General features: G+C 60.2%; 18 protein-coding genes and 1 pseudogene. 8 read left to right on the top strand and 11 right to left on the bottom strand.

Annotation, left to right across the window (positions count from 1 at the left end; all coding sequences use genetic code 11):
- Positions 1-288: 288 nt before the first annotated feature.
- The 6 genes and pseudogenes from KO538_RS04290 to KO538_RS04265 all read left to right on the top strand — a co-directional run bounded on the left by KO538_RS04290 (position 289) and on the right by KO538_RS04265 (position 4191).
- The gene (locus KO538_RS04290; protein WP_219327547.1) at positions 289-834 is read left to right on the top strand and encodes a hypothetical protein; all 546 of its coding nucleotides are present in this window, start codon (positions 289-291) and stop codon (positions 832-834) included.
- Between the two features lie 188 nt (positions 835-1022).
- Positions 1023-1811, top strand: a complete 789-nt coding sequence (locus KO538_RS04285; protein WP_219327546.1) for a DNA adenine methylase — start codon at positions 1023-1025, stop codon at positions 1809-1811.
- A 297-nt stretch (positions 1812-2108) separates the two neighbouring features.
- Complete coding sequence (locus tag KO538_RS04280; protein WP_219327545.1) at positions 2109-2891, top strand: SGNH/GDSL hydrolase family protein; 783 nt, start codon at positions 2109-2111, stop codon at positions 2889-2891.
- 38 nt (positions 2892-2929) lie between these two features.
- Entirely contained in the window at positions 2930-3166 is a 237-nt protein-coding gene (locus tag KO538_RS04275) for a hypothetical protein (RefSeq protein WP_219327544.1), read from the top strand.
- 41 nt (positions 3167-3207) lie between these two features.
- A pseudogene (locus KO538_RS04270) lies at positions 3208-3716 on the top strand (DNA adenine methylase); the annotation flags it as partial.
- 115 nt (positions 3717-3831) lie between these two features.
- On the top strand, positions 3832-4191 hold the full coding sequence (locus KO538_RS04265) for a hypothetical protein (RefSeq protein ID WP_219327543.1): 360 nt from the start codon (positions 3832-3834) through the stop codon (positions 4189-4191).
- Positions 4192-4448: 257 nt separating this feature from the next.
- Here the strand turns inward: KO538_RS04265 and KO538_RS04260 are convergent, their stop codons facing one another.
- The 9 genes from KO538_RS04260 to KO538_RS04220 all read right to left on the bottom strand — a co-directional run bounded on the left by KO538_RS04260 (position 4449) and on the right by KO538_RS04220 (position 14391).
- Entirely contained in the window at positions 4449-4721 is a 273-nt protein-coding gene (locus KO538_RS04260; protein ID WP_219327542.1) for a hypothetical protein, read from the bottom strand.
- Positions 4722-4971: 250 nt separating this feature from the next.
- A complete protein-coding gene (locus KO538_RS04255; RefSeq protein ID WP_219327541.1) occupies positions 4972-5280 on the bottom strand; it encodes a hypothetical protein in 309 nt (102 codons plus the stop codon).
- Positions 5281-5398: 118 nt separating this feature from the next.
- Positions 5399-5794 (bottom strand): hypothetical protein, encoded by a 396-nt coding sequence (locus KO538_RS04250; RefSeq protein WP_219327540.1) that lies wholly within the window; start codon positions 5792-5794, stop codon positions 5399-5401.
- Positions 5795-5826: 32 nt separating this feature from the next.
- Positions 5827-6384 carry a hypothetical protein gene (locus tag KO538_RS04245; protein ID WP_139143402.1) on the bottom strand — a complete coding sequence of 186 codons (558 nt, stop codon included), beginning with the start codon at positions 6382-6384 and terminating at the stop codon, positions 5827-5829.
- The gene (locus tag KO538_RS04240) at positions 6381-8609 is read right to left on the bottom strand and encodes a serine/threonine-protein kinase (RefSeq protein ID WP_219327539.1); all 2229 of its coding nucleotides are present in this window, start codon (positions 8607-8609) and stop codon (positions 6381-6383) included. Before KO538_RS04240 ends, KO538_RS04245 begins: the two co-directional genes overlap by 4 nt.
- Positions 8610-8810: 201 nt before the next feature.
- Positions 8811-10133, bottom strand: coding sequence for an aspartate aminotransferase family protein (locus KO538_RS04235; RefSeq protein ID WP_219327538.1), 1323 nt, complete (start codon positions 10131-10133; stop codon positions 8811-8813).
- An 81-nt stretch (positions 10134-10214) separates the two neighbouring features.
- Positions 10215-11102, bottom strand: coding sequence for a MurR/RpiR family transcriptional regulator (locus KO538_RS04230; RefSeq protein WP_219327537.1), 888 nt, complete (start codon positions 11100-11102; stop codon positions 10215-10217).
- A gap of 44 nt (positions 11103-11146) precedes the next feature.
- Complete coding sequence (locus KO538_RS04225; RefSeq protein ID WP_219327536.1) at positions 11147-11431, bottom strand: hypothetical protein; 285 nt, start codon at positions 11429-11431, stop codon at positions 11147-11149.
- A gap of 299 nt (positions 11432-11730) precedes the next feature.
- Entirely contained in the window at positions 11731-14391 is a 2661-nt protein-coding gene (locus tag KO538_RS04220; protein ID WP_257620149.1) for a TonB-dependent receptor, read from the bottom strand.
- Positions 14392-14683: 292 nt separating this feature from the next.
- On the opposite strand from KO538_RS04220, the gene KO538_RS04215 reads away from it, so the two are divergent.
- On the top strand, positions 14684-15118 hold the full coding sequence (locus KO538_RS04215) for a hypothetical protein (protein WP_219327535.1): 435 nt from the start codon (positions 14684-14686) through the stop codon (positions 15116-15118).
- 58 nt (positions 15119-15176) lie between these two features.
- Here the strand turns inward: KO538_RS04215 and cphA (KO538_RS04210) are convergent, their stop codons facing one another.
- Together cphA (KO538_RS04210) and cphA (KO538_RS04205) are read right to left on the bottom strand one after the other, a co-directional pair.
- Positions 15177-17747, bottom strand: coding sequence for a cyanophycin synthetase (gene cphA / locus KO538_RS04210; protein WP_219327534.1), 2571 nt, complete (start codon positions 17745-17747; stop codon positions 15177-15179).
- A gap of 70 nt (positions 17748-17817) precedes the next feature.
- Positions 17818-19995, bottom strand: a complete 2178-nt coding sequence (gene cphA, locus KO538_RS04205; protein ID WP_219327533.1) for a cyanophycin synthetase — start codon at positions 19993-19995, stop codon at positions 17818-17820.
- A gap of 467 nt (positions 19996-20462) precedes the next feature.
- Here cphA (KO538_RS04205) and KO538_RS04200 point away from each other — a divergent pair, with 467 nt between their 5' ends.
- Entirely contained in the window at positions 20463-22733 is a 2271-nt protein-coding gene (locus KO538_RS04200) for an ABC transporter ATP-binding protein (protein WP_080698525.1), read from the top strand.
- The last annotated feature ends 2 nt before the right edge of the window (positions 22734-22735 follow it).

The raw sequence follows: 22735 nt of genomic DNA, 5'->3' as shown, positions 1-22735 counted from the left end.
GCGGGCTTGTATTGCTGCTGGCCGGTTGTGCCAGCGCGCCGACGACGGTGCCGTTGGTCGAAGTTCCCGTATTTACACCATGTGTAAAGTCGGTGCCGCAGCGCCCCGTCTACGAATTCGATCAGCTGGCGCCGTCGTCCACGGACGGTGGCATTATCCTGGCGCTGGCGAGAGATTGGCCAAGAAGCAAAAAATATGAGGGAGAATTGGAGGCGATCATTGAGGGATGTAGATGAGATTAATCTTATAAAAAGTGATATTCTTGGTCCTCACTATTTTGAGGACATCATGAATATTTCCATCTCGGCTGTAGACCCAAAACTAGAAGCAGAGCAAAGGTTGCGAAGAGTCGTGTTGGAGTCGTATCTTCGGAAGTGCCAGGAACTATTTTCAACAGGTATTTTTAGACAGCATGAGTCACCTTTGTTTCAGTCTGCAGTTGTTCATCTATTGGTTCTTTTGAAAGAGCTTACTTCGATGGTGGCGAATGAAGGTAATAGGGTGACATTTCAAGAGGATATTCTTCCTTCAAATGAAGTAAAAGATGTTACTCATTTAATTGCAGTTTGTCGAAACGCGGCATGCCATATTTTAAGTAAGGAAAATTATATTGCAGGAGATATTTATTCTACCGCCAATACTATTATTGGATATGCGCCTAATGTATGGGAATGTGGCGGCGTTTTGAGAGGGTGTGACTTTGCTGATGATATTGCTTTTTTTTACGGTGAATATAGAATATATTTAAGAAGGCATCTTCTTCGGGTTGTGAACGAGATTTCGCGTAATTACCCGCGATTTCATCATCGGCCAAATCCTATTTCTATCATTTAGGATGTTTTGTAAATAGGTTTTTGAGTATTTTTTTTGAATTATGATTTGTATTTTGTCATGCGAAAGAGCGCTGATTGCCGCTGCATCAACAGCGGCAATCAGGCCCAGTGCTCGCCAGGCCAATGGGCCAAGTAGGCTCGTGCTACCTCTGGAAGGTAATTCGACTCTAACATTAGGAGGTTCACATTTTGGCTTTACCCATCGTCCCCTGGATTGGCGGCAAACGACGCCTGGCCGACCGCATCATTCCGCAATTCCCACCGCACACCTGCTACGTCGAAGTCTTTGCCGGCGGCGCCGCGTTGTACTTCATGCGGCCGCCGGCCGAGGTCGAGGTGCTGAACGACGTCAACGGTGAGCTGATCAACCTCTACCGCGTTGTCAAGAATCACCTGGAAGAATTCGTGCGGCAGTTCAAGTGGGCGCTTTCGAGCCGTGAGGTTTTCAAGTGGCTGCAGGACACGCCGCCGCATACCCTGACGGACCTGCAGCGCGCGGCCCGCTTCTTCTACCTGCAGCAGCATGCCTTCGGCGGTAAGGTCGACGGCCAGACGTGGGGCACGGCCACGACCGCGCCCCCGCTTAACCTGCTGCGCATCGAGGAGAACTTGTCGGCCGCGCACCTGCGCCTGTCTGGTGCCTACATCGAGAACCTGGACTGGTACAAATGCATGGAGCGCTACGACCGGCCGCATACGCTGTTTTACCTGGACCCGCCGTACTGGGAGACGGCCGGCTATGGCGTGGAATTTGAATTTGCTCAGTACGAGAAGATGGCTGAGTTGATGGCCAGGCTGAAAGGCAAGGCAATCTTGAGCTTAAACGACCACCCTGATATCCGGCGCGTGTTTGCACGCTTCCAGATGGATACGACCGGCATCCAGTATAACGTGGGCGGAGGTGGCAGGGCGGTCGAGCGGAAGGAGTTGATTATTTATAGTTGGGACAAACAGATGGAGCCGGCTGGGCTGTTTTAAGCAGCAGTGAACGAAAGACTGCGACGTTCGCGCTCGGCCTGCTCTTGAGCGCTTGCGCAAGCCTGCCACTTGCGCAAGTGGACCTGCCGACACGGCCGGTGCCGACAGCCCAGAAGGCGGTGTTGCCGCCGATTCCGTCGGCTGACTACTCCTTCAATGCAGCCCGCGCTACCCACCGGCTATAATTCCCCAACGACCGACGCTAGGCTGAAAATTGACGGCCAAAATGACGGGGAAATTCGACGGCGCTGTCGACTATATGTTTACTCCGATATACAACTAAGGGTTAAAACAAAAATGAGAATTAAGAGACTATTTTTACTGCTGGCCTTTCTTCTATTTGTTGCAATAATCGTTATGATTTTTCGTGGTGAATTTTCAACTTGTGAAGTGGTTGCGAAGAAACCGTTGACAAATCAAACAAAAGTATTAATTCAATATTTTGGGGATTCAACGGTATTTGGTGCCAATCCAAGAAAATTAAATTGCCAAGTTTCGACAAGCGCTCCAGGCGCCATGGCTGAAAAATTTGAGAAAAAATATGGGCAGACTGTACTTGTTTGGAATGAGGGTATTGGCGGTACAAAAGCTGACTATTACTTGAGCGGCGAGCATGGGTCATGGCAAGAAATTATGAGAAAATCAGCTGCAAAAATTGTTATCGTGAATTGGGGTATGAATGACGCATGGTTCGATCCTGGGGTAAGCGTCGAGACCTACAAGGGGCAATTAACTGCTTTAGCTGACGCTGCGAAATCGAATGGGAAAACAATAATTTTTGAAACCCCTAATCCTATTTCGGTAGATAAAAAACCGTTCGGTGACCAAGCAAAAGCAGATAGACTGGAAGTTTTGGTTGATGCAATGAGGCAGGTGGCAGCAGAGAAAAAAAGCCCCTTGATTGATCAGTATAAGTACGTGAAATCCATCAGTGATTGGAAAGATTTAATACCAGATGGGGTCCACCCGAAACCTGAGTTGTATCGATTGAAGGGGGAGTATTCCGCAATGACTATTGCATCTATTGTGGAAGCTCACTTAGCAAATAAATCGACTTTGGCACTGCGCATTGAGCACTAGTCCGAACAGGATATTTGACTTTGTACCGCTGGAATTCAATGCATAAATATCTAGCACGCCGCAATTTTTTTTGCCATGCATTCTTGATGCAGATCAGCAGCAAGATGTTACGCGAGATCGCCACTTGCGATCATCGAAACATGGGCATCATGCATAACACCACCTGCCGCCAGCGCTGGCTATCTTTCTCCTCTCTGAATTCATGCGTTGCTGGATGTCAGCCTGCTGCACTGCGCCAGGCTGAAGAGGCAACCATGCCTCAGTGCTATGAATGAACAGCGCCGTAACTGATGGTCTTCGCATCGACCGCGCGCCACCGCATACCTTGACTGACCTGCAGCGCGCAGCCCGTTTCTTCTACCTGCAGCAGCATGCCTTCGGCGGCAAGGTCGACGGGCAGAGCTGGGCACGGCTACCACCGCACCGCCGCTTAACCTGCTGCGCATCGAGGAGAACTTGTCGGCCGCACATCTGCGCCTGTCCGGCGCCTACATCGAAAATCTGGACTGGTACAAGTGCATGGAGCGCTACGACCGGCCACACACGCTGTTTTACCTGGACCCGCCGTACTGGGAGACAGCCGGCTATGGCGTGGAGTTTGAATTCGTCCAATACGAAAAGATGGCCGAACTGATGGCCAGGTTGAAGGGCAAGGCCATCTTGAACCTGAATGACCACCCGGACATCCGGCGCGTCTTCGCACGCTTCCAGATGGACACAACCGGTATCCATTTCAACGTGGGTGGCGGTGGCCGGGCCGTGGAGCGGAAGGAGTTGATTATTTATAGCTGGGACAGGGCATCGGAGCCGGTTGGATTGTTTTAATCAGTGATTGGCGAGTGTAGACGTCTGCACTCGCCTGGCTCTGAACATGATGCCATTGGAATATTGTTGATTTTTGTTTACTTTACATCGTGCGAGCTTTATATATACTGTATGTATGTACAGTAATATTAAACAGGTGCGGCGCCGTGGCGTTCGCAAAGCGGAGAGGGATCTCGCCAACGAGCCAGGTGTTTTCGGCGAGCTTACCTTGTTTCGCATTGATGGCTATCTAGTCTTGCAAGTCCATGCGCCTGGTGGTTTTGCTGATGGGCAAGACCTCTATCCGTGTTTGCATGAGGCGGTTTGTACTGGGATGCGCGATTGCTTTTTGGTATGGCGAGGTTGGCAGCGCGAAGGCAACCAAGAAGACAAAAATGGCCCGACCTACTTGCAGGAATGGCGTGTGGAAGTAATTGCCATGCGGCCACCGCAGGAGGCCATGCCCCTTACTGCTGCGAAGGCAGGGGGTGGTTGATCATGAGTAGATTCCGGGCGCCCTTGAGCTTAGATCAATTGAAGGCAATCCAGGGTCGCAACGACTCGGCCGACGTGCTCGCGCTTCTGTGGGAGGTGCGTCGCCTGCGCGAGATCGCAGCGGCGGCGGACGAGTTGGAGCGCAGCTTGGGGGCACGCGTAGGCATGCCAGGGCTGATCCGTGCTTCTCTGCGCGTTCAGTTAGATGGCGAGCCGTGCTTTGTCGCAATGCCACCATCCGCATGAGCAGATGGCAGCTCAGCGGACAGGGCACAATTTCCCGGCCGATGCCCATCCTGCCACGCGCTGCGCTTGGTCGATCAAAACGATAAGCTGGCAGCCGGCCATGTCGCTTCCATAATTCAATTGTAGGTAATCCCCCTGGCGCTGATAGCTGGTGGGTGTGCCGTAGCGAGCGGCAAGAGAGAAGGTGCTCTGGCCTACTTGAAGCATTTTAGCCGCCGCTTCAGGCCTTGGTGAGCTGCAAGACAAAACTGAAAGAGCGACCAAATATTTTAGCAAGAAATTCATGATCATCGCCTCATAAACGCCGTCTGGAGTGGAGTTTAGGATGCCATGCGTAAAAGAGATGGGGGCTGCGCCGGCGCATATTGAGTCAAGGATGTGTGCAGGCGCGTTGGAAATTTGTCAAAGCCGTTGGAAAATGCAAAAAAAGGGTCACAAGCCGAAGCATGTAACCCTTTGATTTTCCTACTTATTCTGTGGGGTGGCTGATGGGGCTCGAACCCACGACAACAGGAATCACAATCCTAGATGCTGTTTAGTCTGGTGTTGCCAGCCAGTGGTTGAGGAGGTACTTCTCGATATTGTCATGGCTATGCAAGTTTGATGGTACAAAACCATCTTTAATCAAGCGTTCAACTTTAAGCGCCACTTCTTTCTTCCCGCTGCTGTTTTGGTTCGCAAAACGATTGCAAAAGTACAGTACTTCGTACCATTCAGACCTGTTCAACAGCGAGCGATCTGGTTCGTTTCTTTTTGATGGGTCATCGCCTGCAGATACTGACTTGGGGTAATCATATTGCAGGTCGCTTTTCTTGAGTGGGCTAACGCGGTGATCAACTGCCATGAGTATTCTCCGGTGATAACTGCTTCCAAACGGCTGTTCAGCTCAACAGTACGGGAAAGCATTTTGAGGCGACTTGAGATAAAAACAAGTGAAGGAGCGTAAATAAATGGCGTAGCTTTCAGCGTACCTTTTGAAAATCAGCGAAATTCTTCATAGCGGAAATACGCTGCTGCATCATGGGAGTGAGCTTTTCAGCCGAATTTTTCTTTGCCGCGGCGGCGTTGATTTCTTTTGGGACGGTGGTCATGTGTTCTTTGTCGTTGGTCCGGCGGCAGGGAAACGCATGCCTGCCGGGCTGTGTGTGGTGCTGTGTGCAGTCAAGGCCGCGCCATGTGGCGGAGCTTGGGTTCAAGGCCGTCATTTTACCGCTTTCGGCGGGCAGGGCGGGGTATTGCGTGCGTATGGAAAAAAGCCACGTCGATGGAATTGACGTGGCTTGGCGCATTTCGCCCGCTGGCGAGGCGCAGTGGATGGCATCGGCAGGCCAGGACGTGCAGTGATGGTTACTTTGCATTGCATTGCCGATATAGTCGGCAATACCACTCTCTACATGGTAGTGCTGCCACCCACCGAGCTTTCCGGGTCGAAGGAAAAGACGCGTAGTTCCGGTTGAACGTCTTCGCCGCGCATGATGCGTACCGTCATGACGAAGGACAATTCCCAGCGTCCAGAGGTATGACCTACGTCCAAATTGTGTTTCCATTCCTGACGGATGCGGTGCAGTGGCATCTGGTCTGGCTCACCCAGCAGTTGCTGGATTTCGAAGTCCAGAGGCAAATGATAGGTTGCACCTACTGCCTGGAGGAATGGTGATGGCGGTGAATAAATGGTCGGCACTTTCGGGCCGATTTGCGTCAGTTGCGGCACGGTGACGATGCAGCAGTCGATGATCTGGAATGAGGTGAAGCCGCTATCCTTGGAGCCGCAGCAAGTAACGTCGAGATAGACATGCTGACCTTTCTGGAAGTGCACGCCGCCCATGTAGGGGCCATGGCGAGGATCGGCTGTGCCGTCGCAGGAGGTGAAATTGTAGTCAAGCTGATTGGTAATCTGGTCTGCATCAAAATGCACGGATAACTTCATCCAAGGGCTTACAGGCGTCATTTTTTACTGTCTCTTTCCAGGTTGATGAGAAGTTGTTGGTAGCGGGCATCTCGCCGCAGGTTCAACAGATCGGGGGCTGATTCGATCAGATTGAGAGGGTAGCCAAGCTTGCTGGCTTGTAAAAGTGAAGCCAATGCGTCACTGCGATTGCCAATTAGTTCGTGCGTGAGGGCTGCACGGAATTGCACGTCGGCCGCTCGCGGTGCCAGATTCAGCGCTTGTCGCATGCTAGCCAGCGCTGCCTGTTTTTCTCCTACATAAGCCAAATAGAGTGCCATGCGGGAATTGACGGTGCCATCGTTTGGCATGCGTTGAAGTATTGGCCGCAGCAGGGTAATGGCGCGTAGATAGGACTGTTTTGATGCCTGAATCTGCGCTGGTATCCAACGCTGTGCATCAGCTAGGTTAGCCCACAACATATACATGTTGGGACTACCCTTGGTTTCAGAGACGGCATTTTCAAACGCTTGTACTGCGCCAAGATAGTCCCCCTTCGCAAACAGTGATGTGCCGAGGTTCGTATACAGTTCCCAATACGGGCTGATCTGCAACCCTTGCTGCAGTACTTGCAGTGCTTCGTCGTTGCGATTTTGTCGTAACAGCGCGGCGTTCAAGTAGGCGTAAGTGCCGGGTGATTGCGGATCCATACTTATGCTTTTGCGGAATGCTTTTTCAGCACCAATGTAGTCGCCTTGCTTGTAACGCATGATTCCAAGTTGGGCGACAAATACATGCTCACTTGGATAAGTGGCGATGGCTTGATCTAATATTTTTTTCGCCGAATCGAACTGATGACCAACTATAAATAGGCGGGCCTTGCCATACAAGGCTAGCAAATTATTCGGTTCCAAGTTCAGCGCAGTATTGATTGCGTGCTGTGCTTCGTCACGCTTTCCGTGTAGCTCATGTACTGCTGCCTGTGCTACATGGGCGAGGGCCAATTGGTCGTCTGCCACTAGTGCCTGTCGTGCGCTGACATCGGCCCGTTGCAGCCAGGTGTCATCGCGGCCATCACTGATATAGCGGAGGCTTGCTGCCAGCGACAGGCCGGCCGCTGCAGCCGCATTATGAGGATTGTGTTGCAGCACTGTCGAGAAGTGCGCAAAGGCCTGCTTCTGGCTGCTATCGCGGTCAAACGTACGTAAGGCATCCATGCCAGCCTTCATGGACGCAATTTCCGAGTACGCCGGCGCGCCTGTAGTGCCGCGCAACCTAGCCACCAAATCAGGCCCTTGCAAGACACTCAAGCCTAGTAATAAGAATGCTCCTGCCGCCAGCATGGTACGCTTGACGGGCACCTGCAGCCGGATAGCGATCGAAGCCGGCGGCTTGGCAGGCTGAGCGGGTTTGCTGTCGGCGTCGAGGGCGGTCGCTGTTGCCGCAGATATTTGCTGCCCACCTAGCGCCTCGCGCACAGCGCGCATGGTGCGCGGCCGTTCGGCCGGGTCGTGCGCCGTCATCGCGCGCACGAGGGCGTTGATGGTGGGCGGCACTGTTTCCGGCAGGTCGGGCCACGGTTCCGTCGCCTGCATGTGGGCGGCGGCCAGGGCCAGGCCGTTCAGGTGGGCGAAGTGGCGCTGGCCAGCCAGCATTTCGTACAGCATGGCGCCCAAGGCATACACGTCGCCGCGCGTGTCGGGCAGGCGGCCCATCAGGCGCTCGGGCGCCATGTAGGCAATGGTGCCTTGCAGGTCGCACAGCGTGGTCGTTTGCGTTGCTTGCGGGTCGATGTGGCGGGCCAGGCCGAAGTCGAGGATGCGCACTTGACCGTCCGCTTCCAGCATCAGGTTCGACGGTTTCAGGTCGCCATGCACGAGGTCCATGGCGTGCGCCTCGTCCATGGCGTCAGCGATCTGGTAGGCGATGTCGAGTGCCGTTTGCAAGTCTGCCTTGCCGCTGTGCATGAACTGGCCCAGGGTCTGGCCTTCGACCAGTTCCATGACGATGGACTGGCCCGTGCCCTGGCCTTCGATGGCGAAAATGCGCACGAAGGCCGCATGCTTGAGCGAGGCGGCCAGGCGCGCTTCATTGATCAGTTTTTCCGGGTGCAGCACGTCGGCCTGCGGTTTCAGGCGTTTCAGCGCCACGCTGCGGCACAGCTTGGCATCCCACGCTTCGAATACATGGCCGAAACCGCCTTCGCCCAGCAAGCGGCGCACTTCATAGTGCCCGCTGATCGTGTCGTCTTGCAGAGGGGGCTGACGCAGGGAGTCGAGCAGTTCCATATACCTTGGCTTCAGAGTGCATCAACATGGGCGTCAAGCATCGAAAAGGGGTAATGCGATGATTGAATGCCCAAGATGATTGATTTTGAGTAACTTCCTGATTTAAAACGATTGTTTAAAATAAGTCAATTAATATTGACAAGGAGTGAACAGAAACTGCTGGCAGTCGCCTTTGCGCGTTTCTGCCGCAGGCATGCGCGGCTACGCCACGCAAGCATCGATGGCCGCGCCCAGCTTGTCGACAATCTCATCGACGTGGCTGGCGTCGATGATGTAGGGCGGCGCCAGCAGGATGTGGTCGCCGTGCAGGCCGTCGATGGTGCCGCCCATGGGATAGCACATCAGTCCGGCTTGCATGGCTTGCGCCTTGATGCGCGCGTGCAGGCGGCGGGCCGGGTCGAACGGCTGTTTGGTATTGCGGTCCCGCACCAGTTCCAGTCCCAGGAACAGGCCGCGGCCGCGGATGTCGCCCACATGCGCGTGGCTATCGAAACGCTGGCGCAGCCGCTCTTGCAGCAAGCCGCCCATGGCGCGCACGTTGGCCAGTAAATCGCGCTCCTCGATCTGCCGCTGCACGGCTAGGGCGGCGGCGCAGGCTGTGGCGTGGCCGATATACGTGTGGCCGTGCTGGAAGAAGCCCGTGCCCGCGCGGATGGTGTCGCGGATATCTGTCGATACCATGACGGCGCCGATGGGCTGGTAGCCGGCGCCCAGGCCCTTGGCGATGCAGATCAGGTCGGCGCTGATGCCTTCCTGCTCGCAGGCGAACAGGCTGCCCGTGCGGCCCATGCCGCACATGACTTCGTCGAGGATCAGCAGAATGCCGTGGCGCTGGCAGATCTCGCGCATGCGCGCAAAATAGCCGGCCACGGCGGGCAGGGCGCCGGCCGTGGCGCCGACGACGGGTTCGGCGATGAAGGCCATGACGTTGTCCGCGCCGAGTGCGGCGATATGGTCTTCCAGCTCCTGGCCCAGGCGCGCCACGTAGTCGCCATCCGTTTCATGCGCCTGCTGGTCGCGCCAGGCGTAGCACGGGGAAACGTGGGTGACGCCGATCAGCAGCGGTTCGAACTGCTGGCGGCGCCAGGCGTTGCCGCCCGTGGCCAGCGCGCCCAGGGTGTTGCCGTGGTAGCTCTGGCGGCGTGCGATGACGTGGCGGCGCTGCGGCTGGCCCCGCTCGACGAAATACTGGCGCGCCATCTTGAGCGCGCTTTCCACCGCCTCCGAACCGCCCGAGACGAAATACACGCTGTCGATGCCGGCTGGTGCCCGGGCGACGAGGAAATCGGCCAGCTGCTCCATCGGCTCGCTGGTAAAAAACGAGCTGTGCGCGTACGCCAGCGTGGCAATCTGCCGCTGCACGGCGGCAATGACGGCCGCATCCGAATGACCGAGGCAGGAGACGGCCGCGCCGCCGCAGGCGTCCAGGTAGCGCTTGCCATCGGCATCGATCAGGTAGGGGCCGTCGCCGCCCACTGCGACGGGATAGCTGGCGGTCAGGCTGCGGTGGAAGACATGGCTCATGGCATCGCTTTCTTATCGACAAGTGGGATGGCCGATTATAGGAGGCGTTGCGCCGCAATGCAACGAATGATGTATTTGTTTTTAATTTACATCGTTTGATGTTTTGGCATAGGCCCCCAGCGTTCGCAGCTGGTTTTCCGCCGCGCCGATGGCCGTGACGGCATCGGGCCCCGCGCGCGCCACCAGCAGTTCCACCAGGCTTTCCACGGCCGCGACGCCGGCCACGATGGAGGGGAAGAACGAGGGGCTGTTGACGGCGATGACGATGCTGGCATCGGCCTGAAGGGCCAGCGGCGACATGGCGCTGTCGCTGATGGCGATCACCTGGCAGCCGCCCTGGCGCGCCGCCTGCGCCACCAGCAGCGCTTCGCTCGAGTACGGCGCGAAGCTGACGACGACGACGGCTTCGCCCGCCTGCAGGGCGCGCAAGTCCATTTCCAGGGTGCCGCCCTGGCCGCTCAGCAGCTGCACGCTGGGGCGCAGCAGCCGGTACAGATAATGCAGGGTGTAGGCGATCGGGTGGGCGGCGCGAAAGCCGGCCACGTGCACGCGGGGCGCCGTCTGCAGCAGGTTGGCGGCCGCATCCAGGGCGGCGTGGTTGGCGCTTTCCGTGGCGGCCAGGTTGCGCTGCTGCACCATGAACACTTCGGTGACCAGATTGCCCTCCTTGCCGGCCAGCGCGCCGGCTTTTTCCGCATAGCCGGCCGGTCCCGCGCGCAGGCGTTCGACAAAGATGGCTTTCAGCTCGGGCCAGCCGGCAAAGCCCAGCTGCTGCGCTAGGCGCACGAGGGCAGCCGATTGTACCTGCGCGCGCGCGGCGATGCTGCGCATCGACGAGACGGCCACTTCGTCCGGATGGTCAGCCAGGTAGCGGGCGCCGGCCTGGAATTGCGGGCTCAGTTCCGCATGGCGCGCCTTGATCAGGTCCATCAGTGCCGCATAGGAATCGTGGGGTGTCGCTGCCTGCATCGCCGTGCCTCATTGAATAGGTTGCGGCGATGGTACAGGATTCGTCAGCGGGCCGGTAGCGGCGCGCCATGCGCCAGGGCGGCCGTGCGCGGGCGCAGCCGGGCAAACAGGTGCGGCCCGGCAGGTTTGCGGTGCGGTCCCGTCGTCAGCACGCGCAAGGCCGTGGGCAGCGGCACGTCGTGGCAGTGCAAAAACAGGGCGGCGGCGCCCGTGCCGGCCATTTCCTGCAAGGCCAGCGCATGTTCGACCAGCGCCGCCGTGCGCATGTCGAGCCGCACCGGGATGTCAGGTTGAAATAACTGTGTATCGACGTGCCGTGCATCGCGCATGCTGTCCCCGCCGGGTTCGATGGTCAGACTGCCAGCATAAAAGCGCCCCGGCGCCGCCACTTTGCGTTAAATCAATTCCTGTGTCGGATAGATTCCACAAGGCAAAAAAAACGCCAACCGTCACCGGCTGGCGCTGAAACTCCTCAAGGAAGAAGACATGTATTCCAACAACGTTTCGACGCCTGACAAAACCATCGCGAGCGGCAGTGATTTGTGGCCGAGAAGCGCAGCGGCACTGTAGTGCCGTGAGCATCGCCGGCCGCAAAGCGCGCCGCGCAGCCGGTTTGGTCAGGTGTCCATCACAAGCTCCAGCGGACGGAGAGTCCCACGACCTTGTCATAGCGCCGCACGTCGCGCACATAGTCCGGCGTGTCGTGGTAGTCGCGGTAGGTCGAGTCGAGCAGGTTGTTCGCGTCCAGGGTCACCGTGGTGTTCGGATTGAGCTTGTACGAGATCGACGCGTCCAGGGTCTTGGTGGGCGCCACGGTCAGGTGGATGCCCTTGCCGCGGTAGTTGTAGTCGTCGACGTATTTGTCGCGCCAGCTGTAGGCCAGGCGTGCCGACCACGGTCCCTGCTCGTACAGGCCGACGATATTGGCCGACCACTTCGACATGCCCGTGAATGGATGCACGCTGCCATTCAATTCTTCCAGCTCGCCCGTCATGTAGGTGGCGTTCGCCTGCAGGCCCAGGCCGCTCATCCAGCCGGGCAGCTTGTCGTAGAACTGCTGGTACGCCATTTCCAGGCCTTGCAGATGGCCCTTCGAGGTGTTGCGCGGGCGCGTGATGTCGTACTCGATGCCGCCATACGTTTCCTTGGCCGAACCGGACAGGATGTAGTTCTTGAAGTTGTGGCGGAACACGGTGGCCGTGACGGAACCCGTCTGCGCGAAATACCATTCCAGCGCCACGTCGAGGTTCTTGCCTTCCACGGGTTTGAGGTCGGGATTGCCGCCGCTGCCCGTCGGACGCACCATCTCCAGGCTCTGGCCCAGGCTCACGCCGGGGTTGAAATCGGCGAAGTTCGGGCGCTGTACTGCCTTGCCTGCCGTCATGCGGGCGACCAGGTCCTGGCGCAGCATGGCTTTCAGTGTCATGCTGGGCAGCACGTCCGTATCCGAGGTTTTTACGCGCACGGGCGTGATGATGCCGTTTTGCGAGGAATTGCCCTGCAAGTCCTGCTTGGTCTGCACCACGCGCACGCCTAAGGTGCCGTCGACCGGTACCTGCGCCAGGTCAAAGCCGATGCGCGCCTTGCCGTAGACGGCATTGGTTTTTTCCACATCCTTGTAGTGGGTCATCGGATCGTCGGGGCTGCGTTCGCTGCTGCCCGTAAACAACTGGCGCAGCGCGGACGTGTTGTTGAGCATGAAGTCGCGGCACGGCGTGAGCCAGCTTTGCAGGCCGAAGTTGCCCGTGTTGTCGTGCGAGGCGCACGCCAGGCCGGGGATCGCGTCCGCCGTCATGACCGACGCCAGCCCGCCCTGGCCATTTTTTTCGCGGATCGATTCGGCCTTGCGCTTGGCCAGGCGCACGCCGCCCGAAAATTCGCGGAAGAAGCCCGTGCTGTCCATGTCGTAGGTGACGTCGCCGCGCCAGTCGGTCGAGCTGCCTTCGTCGTGGCTGTGATTGTCGTAGAAGCCGAGCAAGGTGTAGTTCTTCGGATCCAGCATGTTGTAGCCGGGGTAGCTGATCTGCGCTCCGCCGTTCACGTTCGTGCTGCCGATCACGCTGGTCGGATGGGCGAGGAAGTCGAGGATGGGGAATTCGCGCTCAAAGTTGCTGACCGTGCGCGCCAGCTCCGTCGTGGCGCGCAGCTGCGGCGTGATGTCCCAGCGCGCGCCGATGGCGCCTTGCGATCCGATCGAGCGGTCACGCCGCGCCTGGGTCGAGCCCAGCGTGAACGGCGACCATGGGCCGTCGATCTTGCCCACCGTGGCCGCCTGATTGGTGCCGGGGATCAGGGTGATGTCCGGGTTCTGGCCCCACGGCAGCGAGCCGACGAAGAACTGGCTGTCGAAAGCGTGCTTGATCAGGGTCGACATGCCTTCCGCATACACTTCCACCTGCGAGTTCGGGCGCCACTGGAAGGCGGCGTTGGCCGCGTAGCGCTTGCGGTCGCCCACGGTCGGGATCATGCCGACGGAATCGGGACCCGTGATGTTGCCCGCTTCCGGGCGCTTGACGGGTTCGGCGTTCCAGATCGTCTCGTCATAGTATCTGCCGCGCTGGTAGGACAGGCCGAGCAGGGCGCCGAATTCGCCGTATTGGGTCTTCCAGCGGTTCGAGACCATACCGCTGACGTTCGGGTCCGTCGAGCCGGACTTGTCGCGGTGTTCGGCGCGCACGTTGCCCGATGCCGTAAAGCCCTTGAAGTCGAACGGGCGGTTGGTGCGCACGTCGATCACGCCGGCCGTGCCGCCTTCGACCATGTCGGCGCCCTGCGATTTATAGACGTCCACGCGCTGCAGCATGGCCGTCGGAATATCGGCCAGGTACAGGCTGCGGCCCACGGAGGTGAACATTTCGCGGCCGTTGAGCAGGGTCACCACGCCAGGCAAGCCGCGGATGATGACGGTGCCGGCTTCGCCGCCTTCGCGGCGGACCTGCACGCCCGTCACGCGGCCGAGGATTTCGGCCACGTTCTTGTCGGGGAATTTGCCGATTTCATCGGCGACGATGGAGTCGACCACCTGGTCGCTGTTTTTCTTGATCGTCTGCGCGCTCTGTGCCGCCCTGCGCACGCCCGTGACGGCGACGACGGCGATGCCGCCATTGTCGGCTGGCGCCGCTGCTGCTGCCGTTTCTGCCGCTGGTGTTTCCACGGCGGGCGCCTGCTGCGCCCAGACGGAGGCGCTGCTCAGCAGGCCTGCGCCGGCCAGGGCGGCCACCGTCGCCTTCAAGGTCAAGCGTGTATTTTGTCGGGGCGTGCAGGTGCCCGTTGCCATCAATTGCATCATCTTGTCTCCACCTGTATTTTAGTTATGTTGAGAACGCTGCGGCAGTCGCCGCCAGAGCTGGAACTGGCTCAGGAAGCATGGTAGGGGCGAATGACTTTGCGCCACAAATGACTTCTTTTGCGATGTCCATATCAATTCCGGTATCCCTGCCGCATTCATGCACCTGCCGGCCTTGCCCGCTCTCCACACGTGGCGAAAATAGTTTTGTATTTTTTGCCGGTGGCGGCGTTGAGGTAGCGATGCAGCGGCACCAGATGGGGCGTCGCCATCCCACTCAATGAAAGGAAGCACCATGTTGGCATCCACTATCACCGAACCGTTGCTGCGGCACTTGCAAGCGGACGGATATCAGGCGCAGATCGACAGCGATGGCGATATCGTCTTCCGTTTCGAAGGCATGGGCTATGTCCTGTGCTTTGACGCCGATGACGCGCAATTTGGGAAACTGCTGTTGCCGAATGTGTGGACCATCGATACGCCGGAAGAGTTGCTGCGCGTGCGTGCCGCGCTCGATGAAGTCAACCGCCGCATCAAGCTGGTGAAAGGCCATGTGCAGCGCGGTCAGGTATGGTTCTGCATCGAGATGCTGCTGCTCGAGCATCAGCACTGGACGCATTTCCTCGCGCGTGCCACCCGCGCCATCGCGCATGCGGCGACGCTGTTTGCCAGCGAGATGCGGGCCGGCGCGCTGGCCGCGCAGGCGATCGGGAAAGCCGGCGCCGACTGAGGTGCAGGGATGAAAAAGGGCGGCCCGCAGGCCGCCCTCGTATGCCGTCAGGCTGCGCTTAGGCTTCGGCGACGCGCTTGGCGATGTGCGCCAGCGCTTCTTCCACCTGGTCGATCAGGATCAGGCACAGATCGCCTTCGCCGAGGCGCGCCAGGGCCTTGTCGATGGCGACGAATTCGCCGTTGATTTCATCGATATGGCTGGTGCGCTTGGCGCCGTTCAAACCCTGGCGCAGCAATGCCACGACTTCGCCGTCGGCGCGGCCGCGCTGGCATTGATCCTGGTACAGCAGCACGTCGTCGAAGGCGGCGCCGAGGATTTCCGTCTGCTGGCGGATGTCTTCGTCGCGGCGGTCGCCGGCGCCGCTGATGACCACCGAGCGGCGCTTGGCCGGCATGCTTTCCACGGCCTGCACCAGCGCCAGGATGGCGTCCGGATTGTGGCCGTAGTCGGCGATCAGGGTGGCGCCCTTGTAGTCGAACACGTTGAAGCGGCCTGGCGCATTGTCGGCTTCATTGGCAAAGGTTTTCAGGCCCAGCGCGATGGTTTTCCAGTCCAGGCCCACGGCCCAGGCGGCGGCCAGCGACGCCATGACGTTGTCGACCTGGAAGCCGATGGCGCCGTTGCGCGTGATTGGCACCTGCGACAGGGGGATTTCGTGGCGCTCCTTGCCTTGCGCCGCGACCAGCTTGCCGTCCTCCACGTACACGACGCGGTTGCCCTGCGCGCGGTGCGTGGCCATCACGGGGTGCGTCTTGTCGGCGGCGAAGAAGGTCACCGTGCCGCTGCAATTCTTGGCCATGCGGGCCACGGCCGGATCGGTGGCGTTCAACACGGCCACGCCACTGTCGGCCACGTTCTGCACGATCACGCGCTTCAGGACCGCGAGGTCTTCCACGGTGGTGATGTAGTTCAGGCCCAGGTGGTCGCCCGCGCCGATGTTGGTCACCACGGCAACCTGGCAGCGGTCGAAGGCCAGGCCTTCGCGCAGCATGCCGCCGCGCGCCGTTTCAAATACGGCCGCGTCCACGTCCGGGTGCAGCAGCACGTTGCGCGCGCTGCGCGGGCCGCTGCAGTCGCCGCTGTCGATCTGGCGTCCTTCGATGTACACGCCATCGGTATTGGTCATGCCCGTGCGCAGGCCGGAAGCCGTCAGCAGGTGGGCGATCAGGCGCACGGTGGTGGTCTTGCCGTTGGTGCCGGTAACGGCAACGACGGGAATGCGGCCATCGTCGCCCTCGGCGAACATGGCGGCGATGATGGCTTCGCCCACGGGACGCGGCTTGCCGAACGATGGCGCCAGGTGCATGCGCAGGCCCGGGGCGGCGTTCACTTCGACGATGCCGGCGTTCTGCTCTTCCAGCGGTTTCAAAATGCTGTCGGAGACGACGTCCACGCCGCAGATATCGAGGCCTACCATGTGCGCGGCTGCGACGGCGCGTGCCGCCACTTCCGGGTGCACGTCGACGGTGACGTCGGTGGCCGAGCCGCCCGTCGACAGGTTGGCGTTATTGCGCAGGATGACGCGCTTACCGACCGGCGGCACGGAGTCGGCCACATAGCCCTGCTTGGCCAGGCTGGCCAGGGCGATGTCGTCGAAGCGGATCTTCGTCAGCGAGGTGGCATGGCCGCTGCCGCGGCGCGGGTCCAGGTTGACCTGGTCGACCAGTTCGCGCACCGTATGCTGGCCGTCGCCCACCACTTGCGGCGGGTCGCGGCGGGCCGCCGCCACCATCTTGTTGCCGATGACGAGCAAGCGGAAATCGTGGCCCGGCAGATAGCGTTCGACGAGGATATCGTCGCGGAATTCCTGCGCCGCGAGGAAGCCGGCCGTCAGCTGTTCCCGCGTGGTGACGTTGACGGTGACGCCCTTGCCCTGATTGCCATCCTTCGGTTTCACGACGACAGGCAGGCCGATCTCGCAGGCGGCGGCCCAGGCATCGTCCGCATCGACGGCGACGCGGCCTTGCGGCACGGGCACGCCGGCCGAGTCCAGCAGCTTCTTGGTCAGTTCCTTGTCTTGCGCGATGGCTTCGGCGATGGCGCTGGTGCCGTCCATTTCGGCGGCCTGGATCTTGCGCTGCTTGCTGCCCCAGCCGAACGTCACGAGGCTGCCTTCGGTCAGGCGGCGGAACGGGATGTTGCGCGCCACGGCGGCGTTGACGATGGCGCCCGTCGATGGACCGAGGCGCACGTCTTCATCGAGTTCCTGCAACTGGTGCAGGGCGCCGGCCAGGTCGAATGGCGCATCGTCGAGCGCGGCCTGGCACAGCTGCTGCGCCAGTTCCAGCGCCAGGCGGCCGACGGCTTCTTCCGAATATTCGACGACGACCTGGAAGATGCCCGTTTCCAGTGTCGGCGTGGTGCGGCTGAAGGTGACGGGGCAGCCAGCTTGCGCCTGCAGGCCCAGCGCCGCCAGTTCCAGCACCTGCGCCATCGGCGCGGCGTTGTAGTTGCCCAGCGGTTGCAGCGGGCTCAGTTGCGGGAAGAGGGCGCGCAGGCGGGCTTCGAAGCCAGGCAGCTGGGCGATGTCGAGTTCCTGCGTGGTGCAGGAAACAATGGCTTCCACGGCGGTGTCGTGGCTCCAGAGGTTAGGGCCACGCAAGGCCCGTACGCGAGATACTTCCATAATTAAACCGTAATCCTGTTGTGTTCTTGTGGGCCCGGCCGTCCTGGCCGGGCTTGAGTGCTGCTTTGCCTTAGTTGCCGATGCAGCCAGGGGCCGCGTCAAACGTGCGCAATCCTGCGCAAATCAGGTCGACGGGCAGGTTCAGGGCCCAGGCGGCGGCCGCGACGGCCAGCACGCTGTCGACATTGCCGGCCGTGGCCGGTTTCAGCAAGTCCAGGCACAGCAGGACCGTTTCGATGCCGCCTTCGGCCAGCACGATGTGGTTGCCGCGCACGAACACGGCGCGCTGGCCGGCGGCCAGTTGCGCCGCGATGGCTGGCAAGCCGCCATCCTGCGCATACAGGGTGACCGTGCCGTCGCACAGTTCGGCCAGTTCCAGCACGTGCGCGTTGGCGGCGTTGAGCACGGCGACGCCCGTCGGCACCACCACGTCGACCTGGCTGCGCACGGCCTTGTACAGGCCCGCTTCGTCCAGCACGTCGAAATCCTTGACGCTATCGAGGCTGCCCATGTCCGTGACGACGCCGATCTGGCACTTGTCGTAGGCCAGGCCTTCGGCCAGGATCATGCGCGGATTGCTCTCGAACAGGGCCGTCTGCACGGTGCGGTTGAGCAGCAAACGCTGGCCCGCGTCCCAGTTCACGCAATCGCTGCTGACGACACGGCGCTGGTCCAGGTACATGCCTTCGCTGCAGACGGCGCCCGTGTGCAGGCCCGACAGGTTGAGCAGCTTGCACAGCATGCGCACGATCAGGCTGGCGCCGCGCGTGCCCGTCACGCCGATCAGCGGAATGCGGCCCGTTTCCTCCGGCGTGAACAGGTGGTCGACGATGGCCGCACCGACAGGGCGGGGCTGGCCCACGCCCGGCTTGATGTGCGCCAGCAAGCCAGGGCTGGCATTGACTTCGATGATGGCGCCGCGCTGCTCTTCCAGCGGACGCGTGATGTCGGTGGTGACCAGGTCGATGCCGGCGATATCGAGGCCGACCACGCGCGCGGCCAGCAGGGCCGCATGCACGACGGACGGATGCACGTCATCCGTGACGTCGATGGCCACGTTGCCGTTCGGCTGGATCAGCACTTTCTGGCCGGCCTGCGGCACGGACAGGGCGGTCATGCCCTGGCGCTGCAGTTCCAGCACGATTTCACCCGATTCGTGCGGCTTGACCGTGCCCAATGGGAAATCTTCGCCTTCGCCGCGGCGCGGGTCGGTATTGATCTGCGTGTTCACCAGTTCCAGCACGGTGGAGAGGCCGTCGCCGTCGACCCACAGCGATTCGCCCTTGGCGGCCGCGATCAGCTTGTTGCCGACGACGAGCAGACGGTGTTCGTCGCCCGTGATGAAGCTTTCCACCAGCACGGCCGAGCTGTCGCCCTTGCGCGCGGCCAGCTCGTAGGCGGCCTTCACGTCGCTTTCCGTCATCAGGTTCAGCGAGACGCCGCGGCCATGGTTGCCGTCATACGGCTTGACGACGACGGGCACGCCGATGTCCTGCGCTTCTTCCCAGGCCGCTTCGGCGCTGCGCACCAGGCTGCCTTCAGGGACGCGCACGCCGCACGATTTGAGCAGGAATTTGGTCAGATCCTTGTCGCTGGCGATGCCTTCGGCGATCGCGCTGGTGCGGTCCGTTTCGGCCGTCCAGATGCGGCGCTGCGCGGCGCCGTGGCCCAGTTGCACCAGGTTGCCGTCGTTCAGGCGCAGCGAAGGGATGCGGCGCTCGGTGGCCGCATCGACGATGCTGGCCGTGCTCGGACCCAGGCAGCGCGAGTCGACCATGTCGCGCAGGGGCGCCAGCGCCGCTTCCAGGTCATAGGCTTCATCGTTGATGGCGGCCATCAGCAGTGTGCGCGCGGCGGCCAGGGCGGCGCGGCCCACGTGCTCTTCGCGCGTGCGGAAGGCCATCTTGTAGACGCCGCGCTGGCTGGTCGAGCGCGTCTGGCCGAAGCCCGTGCGCATGCCTGCCAGGTTTTGCAGCTCCAGCACCACGTGCTCGAGGATGTGGGCCGACCACGTGCCTTCGCGCAGGCGCTCGAAAAAGCCGCCCCGTTCGCCCACGCCGCAGCGGTGCTCGATCATGCCGGGCAGCCACGCCACCAGGCGCTCGTACAGGCCGGGCAGGGTATTGGATGGATAGTCTTCCAGTTCGCCGATGTCGACCCAGGCTTCAATCACCGGGCGGTAAGTCCAGATGTTGGGGCCGCGCAAGTGGGTGACGCGGGCAAATTCGATGTTCTTCTTCTTGATCATGTAAGTGGTTTCTTGATAACAAGCCAGGCGTCTGGGCGCCAGATACTTTATGTTGGCTCTACAGAGTCTTTTCAGGCTCGTGCTTGGTTCTTTATCCCGGGTATGCGCAGTGTGCCACTTTTAGCGGCCTCTTGTCGCGTTTGCTGCCCTTATTCTGCTGGTGTTGTCATTCTAATTGTTACTAATTGTTGCCATACTTGTTATAAAGATACCGACTCTGCTTAAAGCTGGAGCATTTGCGCAACAGCGGGCTGTTGTATACTTGCTCCCGTACGACGGACGCTGATTTTTTTGCGCCGTTTTGCCATCATTCCTTACCGGCAGGCATCCATTCGATACAATACAGGAAATTGCCACTGGTGCATCCACCTCGCCATCGCGCAGTACACAAACATTGATCGGGCGTCTGCCCCATCCCCCAAATCCCGCCCTGAAGGGCTTGGCCTCGAGCCGGAGTATGCTTTACGATGACAACTGAACTGAGTGTTCCTGCAACAACTATTCCCCTCACATCGCTGCCGGAACACTGGCTGGCGGAAGTGGAGAGCAACCTTTCTCCAGGGGAGAACGTTTTAAGTAGCGTTGAGGTTGACCTCGATGCGCGATTACGTTTCACAAAAGGCATAATAGTTGTCACCGAGAAGCGTTTGCTGGCCCGTTCGCCGGGCGATACCACCTGGAAAAGTTGGTCTTTCCGCCACGGATTGCGCCTGACGCACCACGACCACGCTGGCGTCGGCCACCTGGAACTGTTCGACGACCACGGCCGCCTGGCGTCGTGGCGTTTTACCCTGGGCCAGAACCTGCATGCGATCCGCGTGCTGGAACAGTTCGTCGAGCGCCTCGACAGCCACCTGACGGGCCAGCCCGTGCTGGAAGCGGAGCAGGAAGTGTGCCCCAGCTGCAAGGCGCCTTTGGAGCCGGAACAGGAAGAATGCCCGATCTGCGCCAAGGTGCTGCACACGCCGCCATCGACCTGGACCCTGTTCCGCCTGTGGCGCTTCGCCCATCCCTACCGTGGCCAGCTGGCCCTGGGCTTCATGCTGATGCTGCTGAGTACGGCCGCTCACATGATTCCACCGTATCTGACGGCGCCGCTGATGGACAATGTGCTGATCCCGTATCAAAACGGCAAGCATATCGACCCGTGGCTGGTGGTGTACTACATGAGCGGCTTGCTCGGTTCGGCCCTGCTGGCCTGGCTGCTGGGCTGGGGCAAGACCTATGTGCTGGCCCTGGTGTCCGAACGCATGGGCGCCGATTTGCGCTCGGCCACGTATGAACACCTGATGAAACTGTCGCTGGAATTCTTTGGCGGCAAGCGCACGGGCGACCTGATGGCGCGCATCGGCAGCGGCAGCGACCGCATCTGCGTCTTCCTGTCGCTGCATCTGCTCGATTTCGCTTCCGACGTGCTGATGATCATCATGACGGGTGTGATCCTGTGGTCGATGAACCCATGGCTGGCCATCATGACCCTGGCGCCATTGCCCTTCATCGCCTGGATGATCCACCTGGTGCGCGACCGCTTGCGCACGGGCTTTGAAAAGATCGACCGCGTGTGGAGCGAAGTGACCAACGTGCTGGCCGATACGATTCCCGGCATCCGCGTGGTGAAGGCGTTTGCGCAGGAAAAACGCGAAGCGGCCCGCTTCCGCGACGCCAATGCGCACAACCTGGCCGTCAACGATAAACTGAACAAGGTCTGGTCGCTGTTCTCGCCCACCGTTTCCTTCCTGACGGAGATGGGTTTATTGGTCATCTGGTGCTTCGGCATCTGGCAACTGTCGCGCGGCGAAATCACCGTCGGCGTGCTGACCGCCTTCATCGCCTACAGCACGCGTTTCTATGGCCGTCTCGACTCGATGAGCCGCATCGTCTCCGTGACGCAGAAGTCGGCGTCGGCCGCTAAGCGCATCTTCGACATCCTCGACCACGTGTCGAGCGTGCCGGAACCGGCGCAGCCCGTGAAACTGGACAAGATCGAAGGCAGGATCGACCTGCGCGAAGTCGGTTTCCGCTACGGCAACCGGGCCGTCAACCGCGGCATCACCCTGAACATCAAGGCGGGCGAGATGATCGGTCTGGTAGGCCATAGCGGTTCGGGCAAGAGCACCCTGGTCAACCTGATCTGCCGTTTCTACGACGTCTCGGAAGGCGCGATCTTGCTCGATGGCGTCGACATCCGCTCGTTCGCCGTGTCCGACTACCGCCGCAATATCGGCCTGGTGCTGCAGGAACCGTTCCTGTTCTTCGGCACCATCGCGGAAAATATCGCCTACGGCAAGCCGCACGCGACACGCCAGGACATCATCGCCGCCGCGCGCGCCGCGCATGCGCACGAATTCATTCTGCGCCTGCCGCAAGGCTACGATTCGATGGTAGGCGAGCGTGGCCAAGGCTTGTCCGGCGGCGAACGCCAGCGCATCTCGATCGCCCGCGCCCTGCTGATCGACCCGCGCATCCTGATCATGGATGAAGCGACATCGTCGGTCGACTCGGAAACGGAAAAAGAGATTCAAAAGGCGCTCGATAACCTGGTGCAGGGCCGCACGACGATCGCCATCGCGCACAGGCTGTCGACCTTGCACCGCGCCGACCGCCTGGTGGTGCTGGACCGCGGCCAGGTCGTCGAAGTGGGCAGTCACGATGAACTGATGGCGAAAGAGGGCGCCTATTTCCGCCTCTACGAAGCACAGGCGCGCAACAACGAACTCGCGCTCGACGACAAGGAATAAGC

Origin of the sequence: Janthinobacterium sp. NKUCC08_JDC, assembly GCF_019345575.1 — a bacterium.
Taxonomy (GTDB): domain Bacteria; phylum Pseudomonadota; class Gammaproteobacteria; order Burkholderiales; family Burkholderiaceae_D; genus Janthinobacterium; species Janthinobacterium aestuarii.
This window is presented reverse-complemented; position numbering and strand designations above follow the sequence as displayed.

Excerpts from the sequence above, each read along its gene's own strand:
- KO538_RS04265 (WP_219327543.1), top strand. The coding sequence starts at position 3,832 with ATGTACAGTAATATTAAACAGGTGCGGCGCCGTGGCGTTCGCAAAGCG.
- KO538_RS04250 (WP_219327540.1), bottom strand. The coding sequence starts at position 5,794 with ATGCAAAGTAACCATCACTGCACGTCCTGGCCTGCCGATGCCATCCAC.
- KO538_RS04275 (WP_219327544.1), top strand. The coding sequence starts at position 2,930 with ATGCATAAATATCTAGCACGCCGCAATTTTTTTTGCCATGCATTCTTG.
- KO538_RS04280 (WP_219327545.1), top strand. The coding sequence starts at position 2,109 with ATGAGAATTAAGAGACTATTTTTACTGCTGGCCTTTCTTCTATTTGTT.
- KO538_RS04255 (WP_219327541.1), bottom strand. The coding sequence starts at position 5,280 with ATGGCAGTTGATCACCGCGTTAGCCCACTCAAGAAAAGCGACCTGCAA.
- KO538_RS04200 (WP_080698525.1), top strand. The coding sequence starts at position 20,463 with ATGACAACTGAACTGAGTGTTCCTGCAACAACTATTCCCCTCACATCG.
- KO538_RS04215 (WP_219327535.1), top strand. The coding sequence starts at position 14,684 with ATGTTGGCATCCACTATCACCGAACCGTTGCTGCGGCACTTGCAAGCG.
- KO538_RS04220 (WP_257620149.1), bottom strand. The coding sequence starts at position 14,391 with ATGATGCAATTGATGGCAACGGGCACCTGCACGCCCCGACAAAATACA.
- KO538_RS04225 (WP_219327536.1), bottom strand. The coding sequence starts at position 11,431 with ATGCGCGATGCACGGCACGTCGATACACAGTTATTTCAACCTGACATC.
- KO538_RS04230 (WP_219327537.1), bottom strand. The coding sequence starts at position 11,102 with ATGCAGGCAGCGACACCCCACGATTCCTATGCGGCACTGATGGACCTG.
- KO538_RS04235 (WP_219327538.1), bottom strand. The coding sequence starts at position 10,133 with ATGAGCCATGTCTTCCACCGCAGCCTGACCGCCAGCTATCCCGTCGCA.
- cphA (WP_219327533.1), bottom strand. The coding sequence starts at position 19,995 with ATGATCAAGAAGAAGAACATCGAATTTGCCCGCGTCACCCACTTGCGC.
- KO538_RS04245 (WP_139143402.1), bottom strand. The coding sequence starts at position 6,384 with ATGACGCCTGTAAGCCCTTGGATGAAGTTATCCGTGCATTTTGATGCA.
- cphA (WP_219327534.1), bottom strand. The coding sequence starts at position 17,747 with ATGGAAGTATCTCGCGTACGGGCCTTGCGTGGCCCTAACCTCTGGAGC.
- KO538_RS04260 (WP_219327542.1), bottom strand. The coding sequence starts at position 4,721 with ATGAATTTCTTGCTAAAATATTTGGTCGCTCTTTCAGTTTTGTCTTGC.
- KO538_RS04240 (WP_219327539.1), bottom strand. The coding sequence starts at position 8,609 with ATGGAACTGCTCGACTCCCTGCGTCAGCCCCCTCTGCAAGACGACACG.
- KO538_RS04290 (WP_219327547.1), top strand. The coding sequence starts at position 289 with ATGAATATTTCCATCTCGGCTGTAGACCCAAAACTAGAAGCAGAGCAA.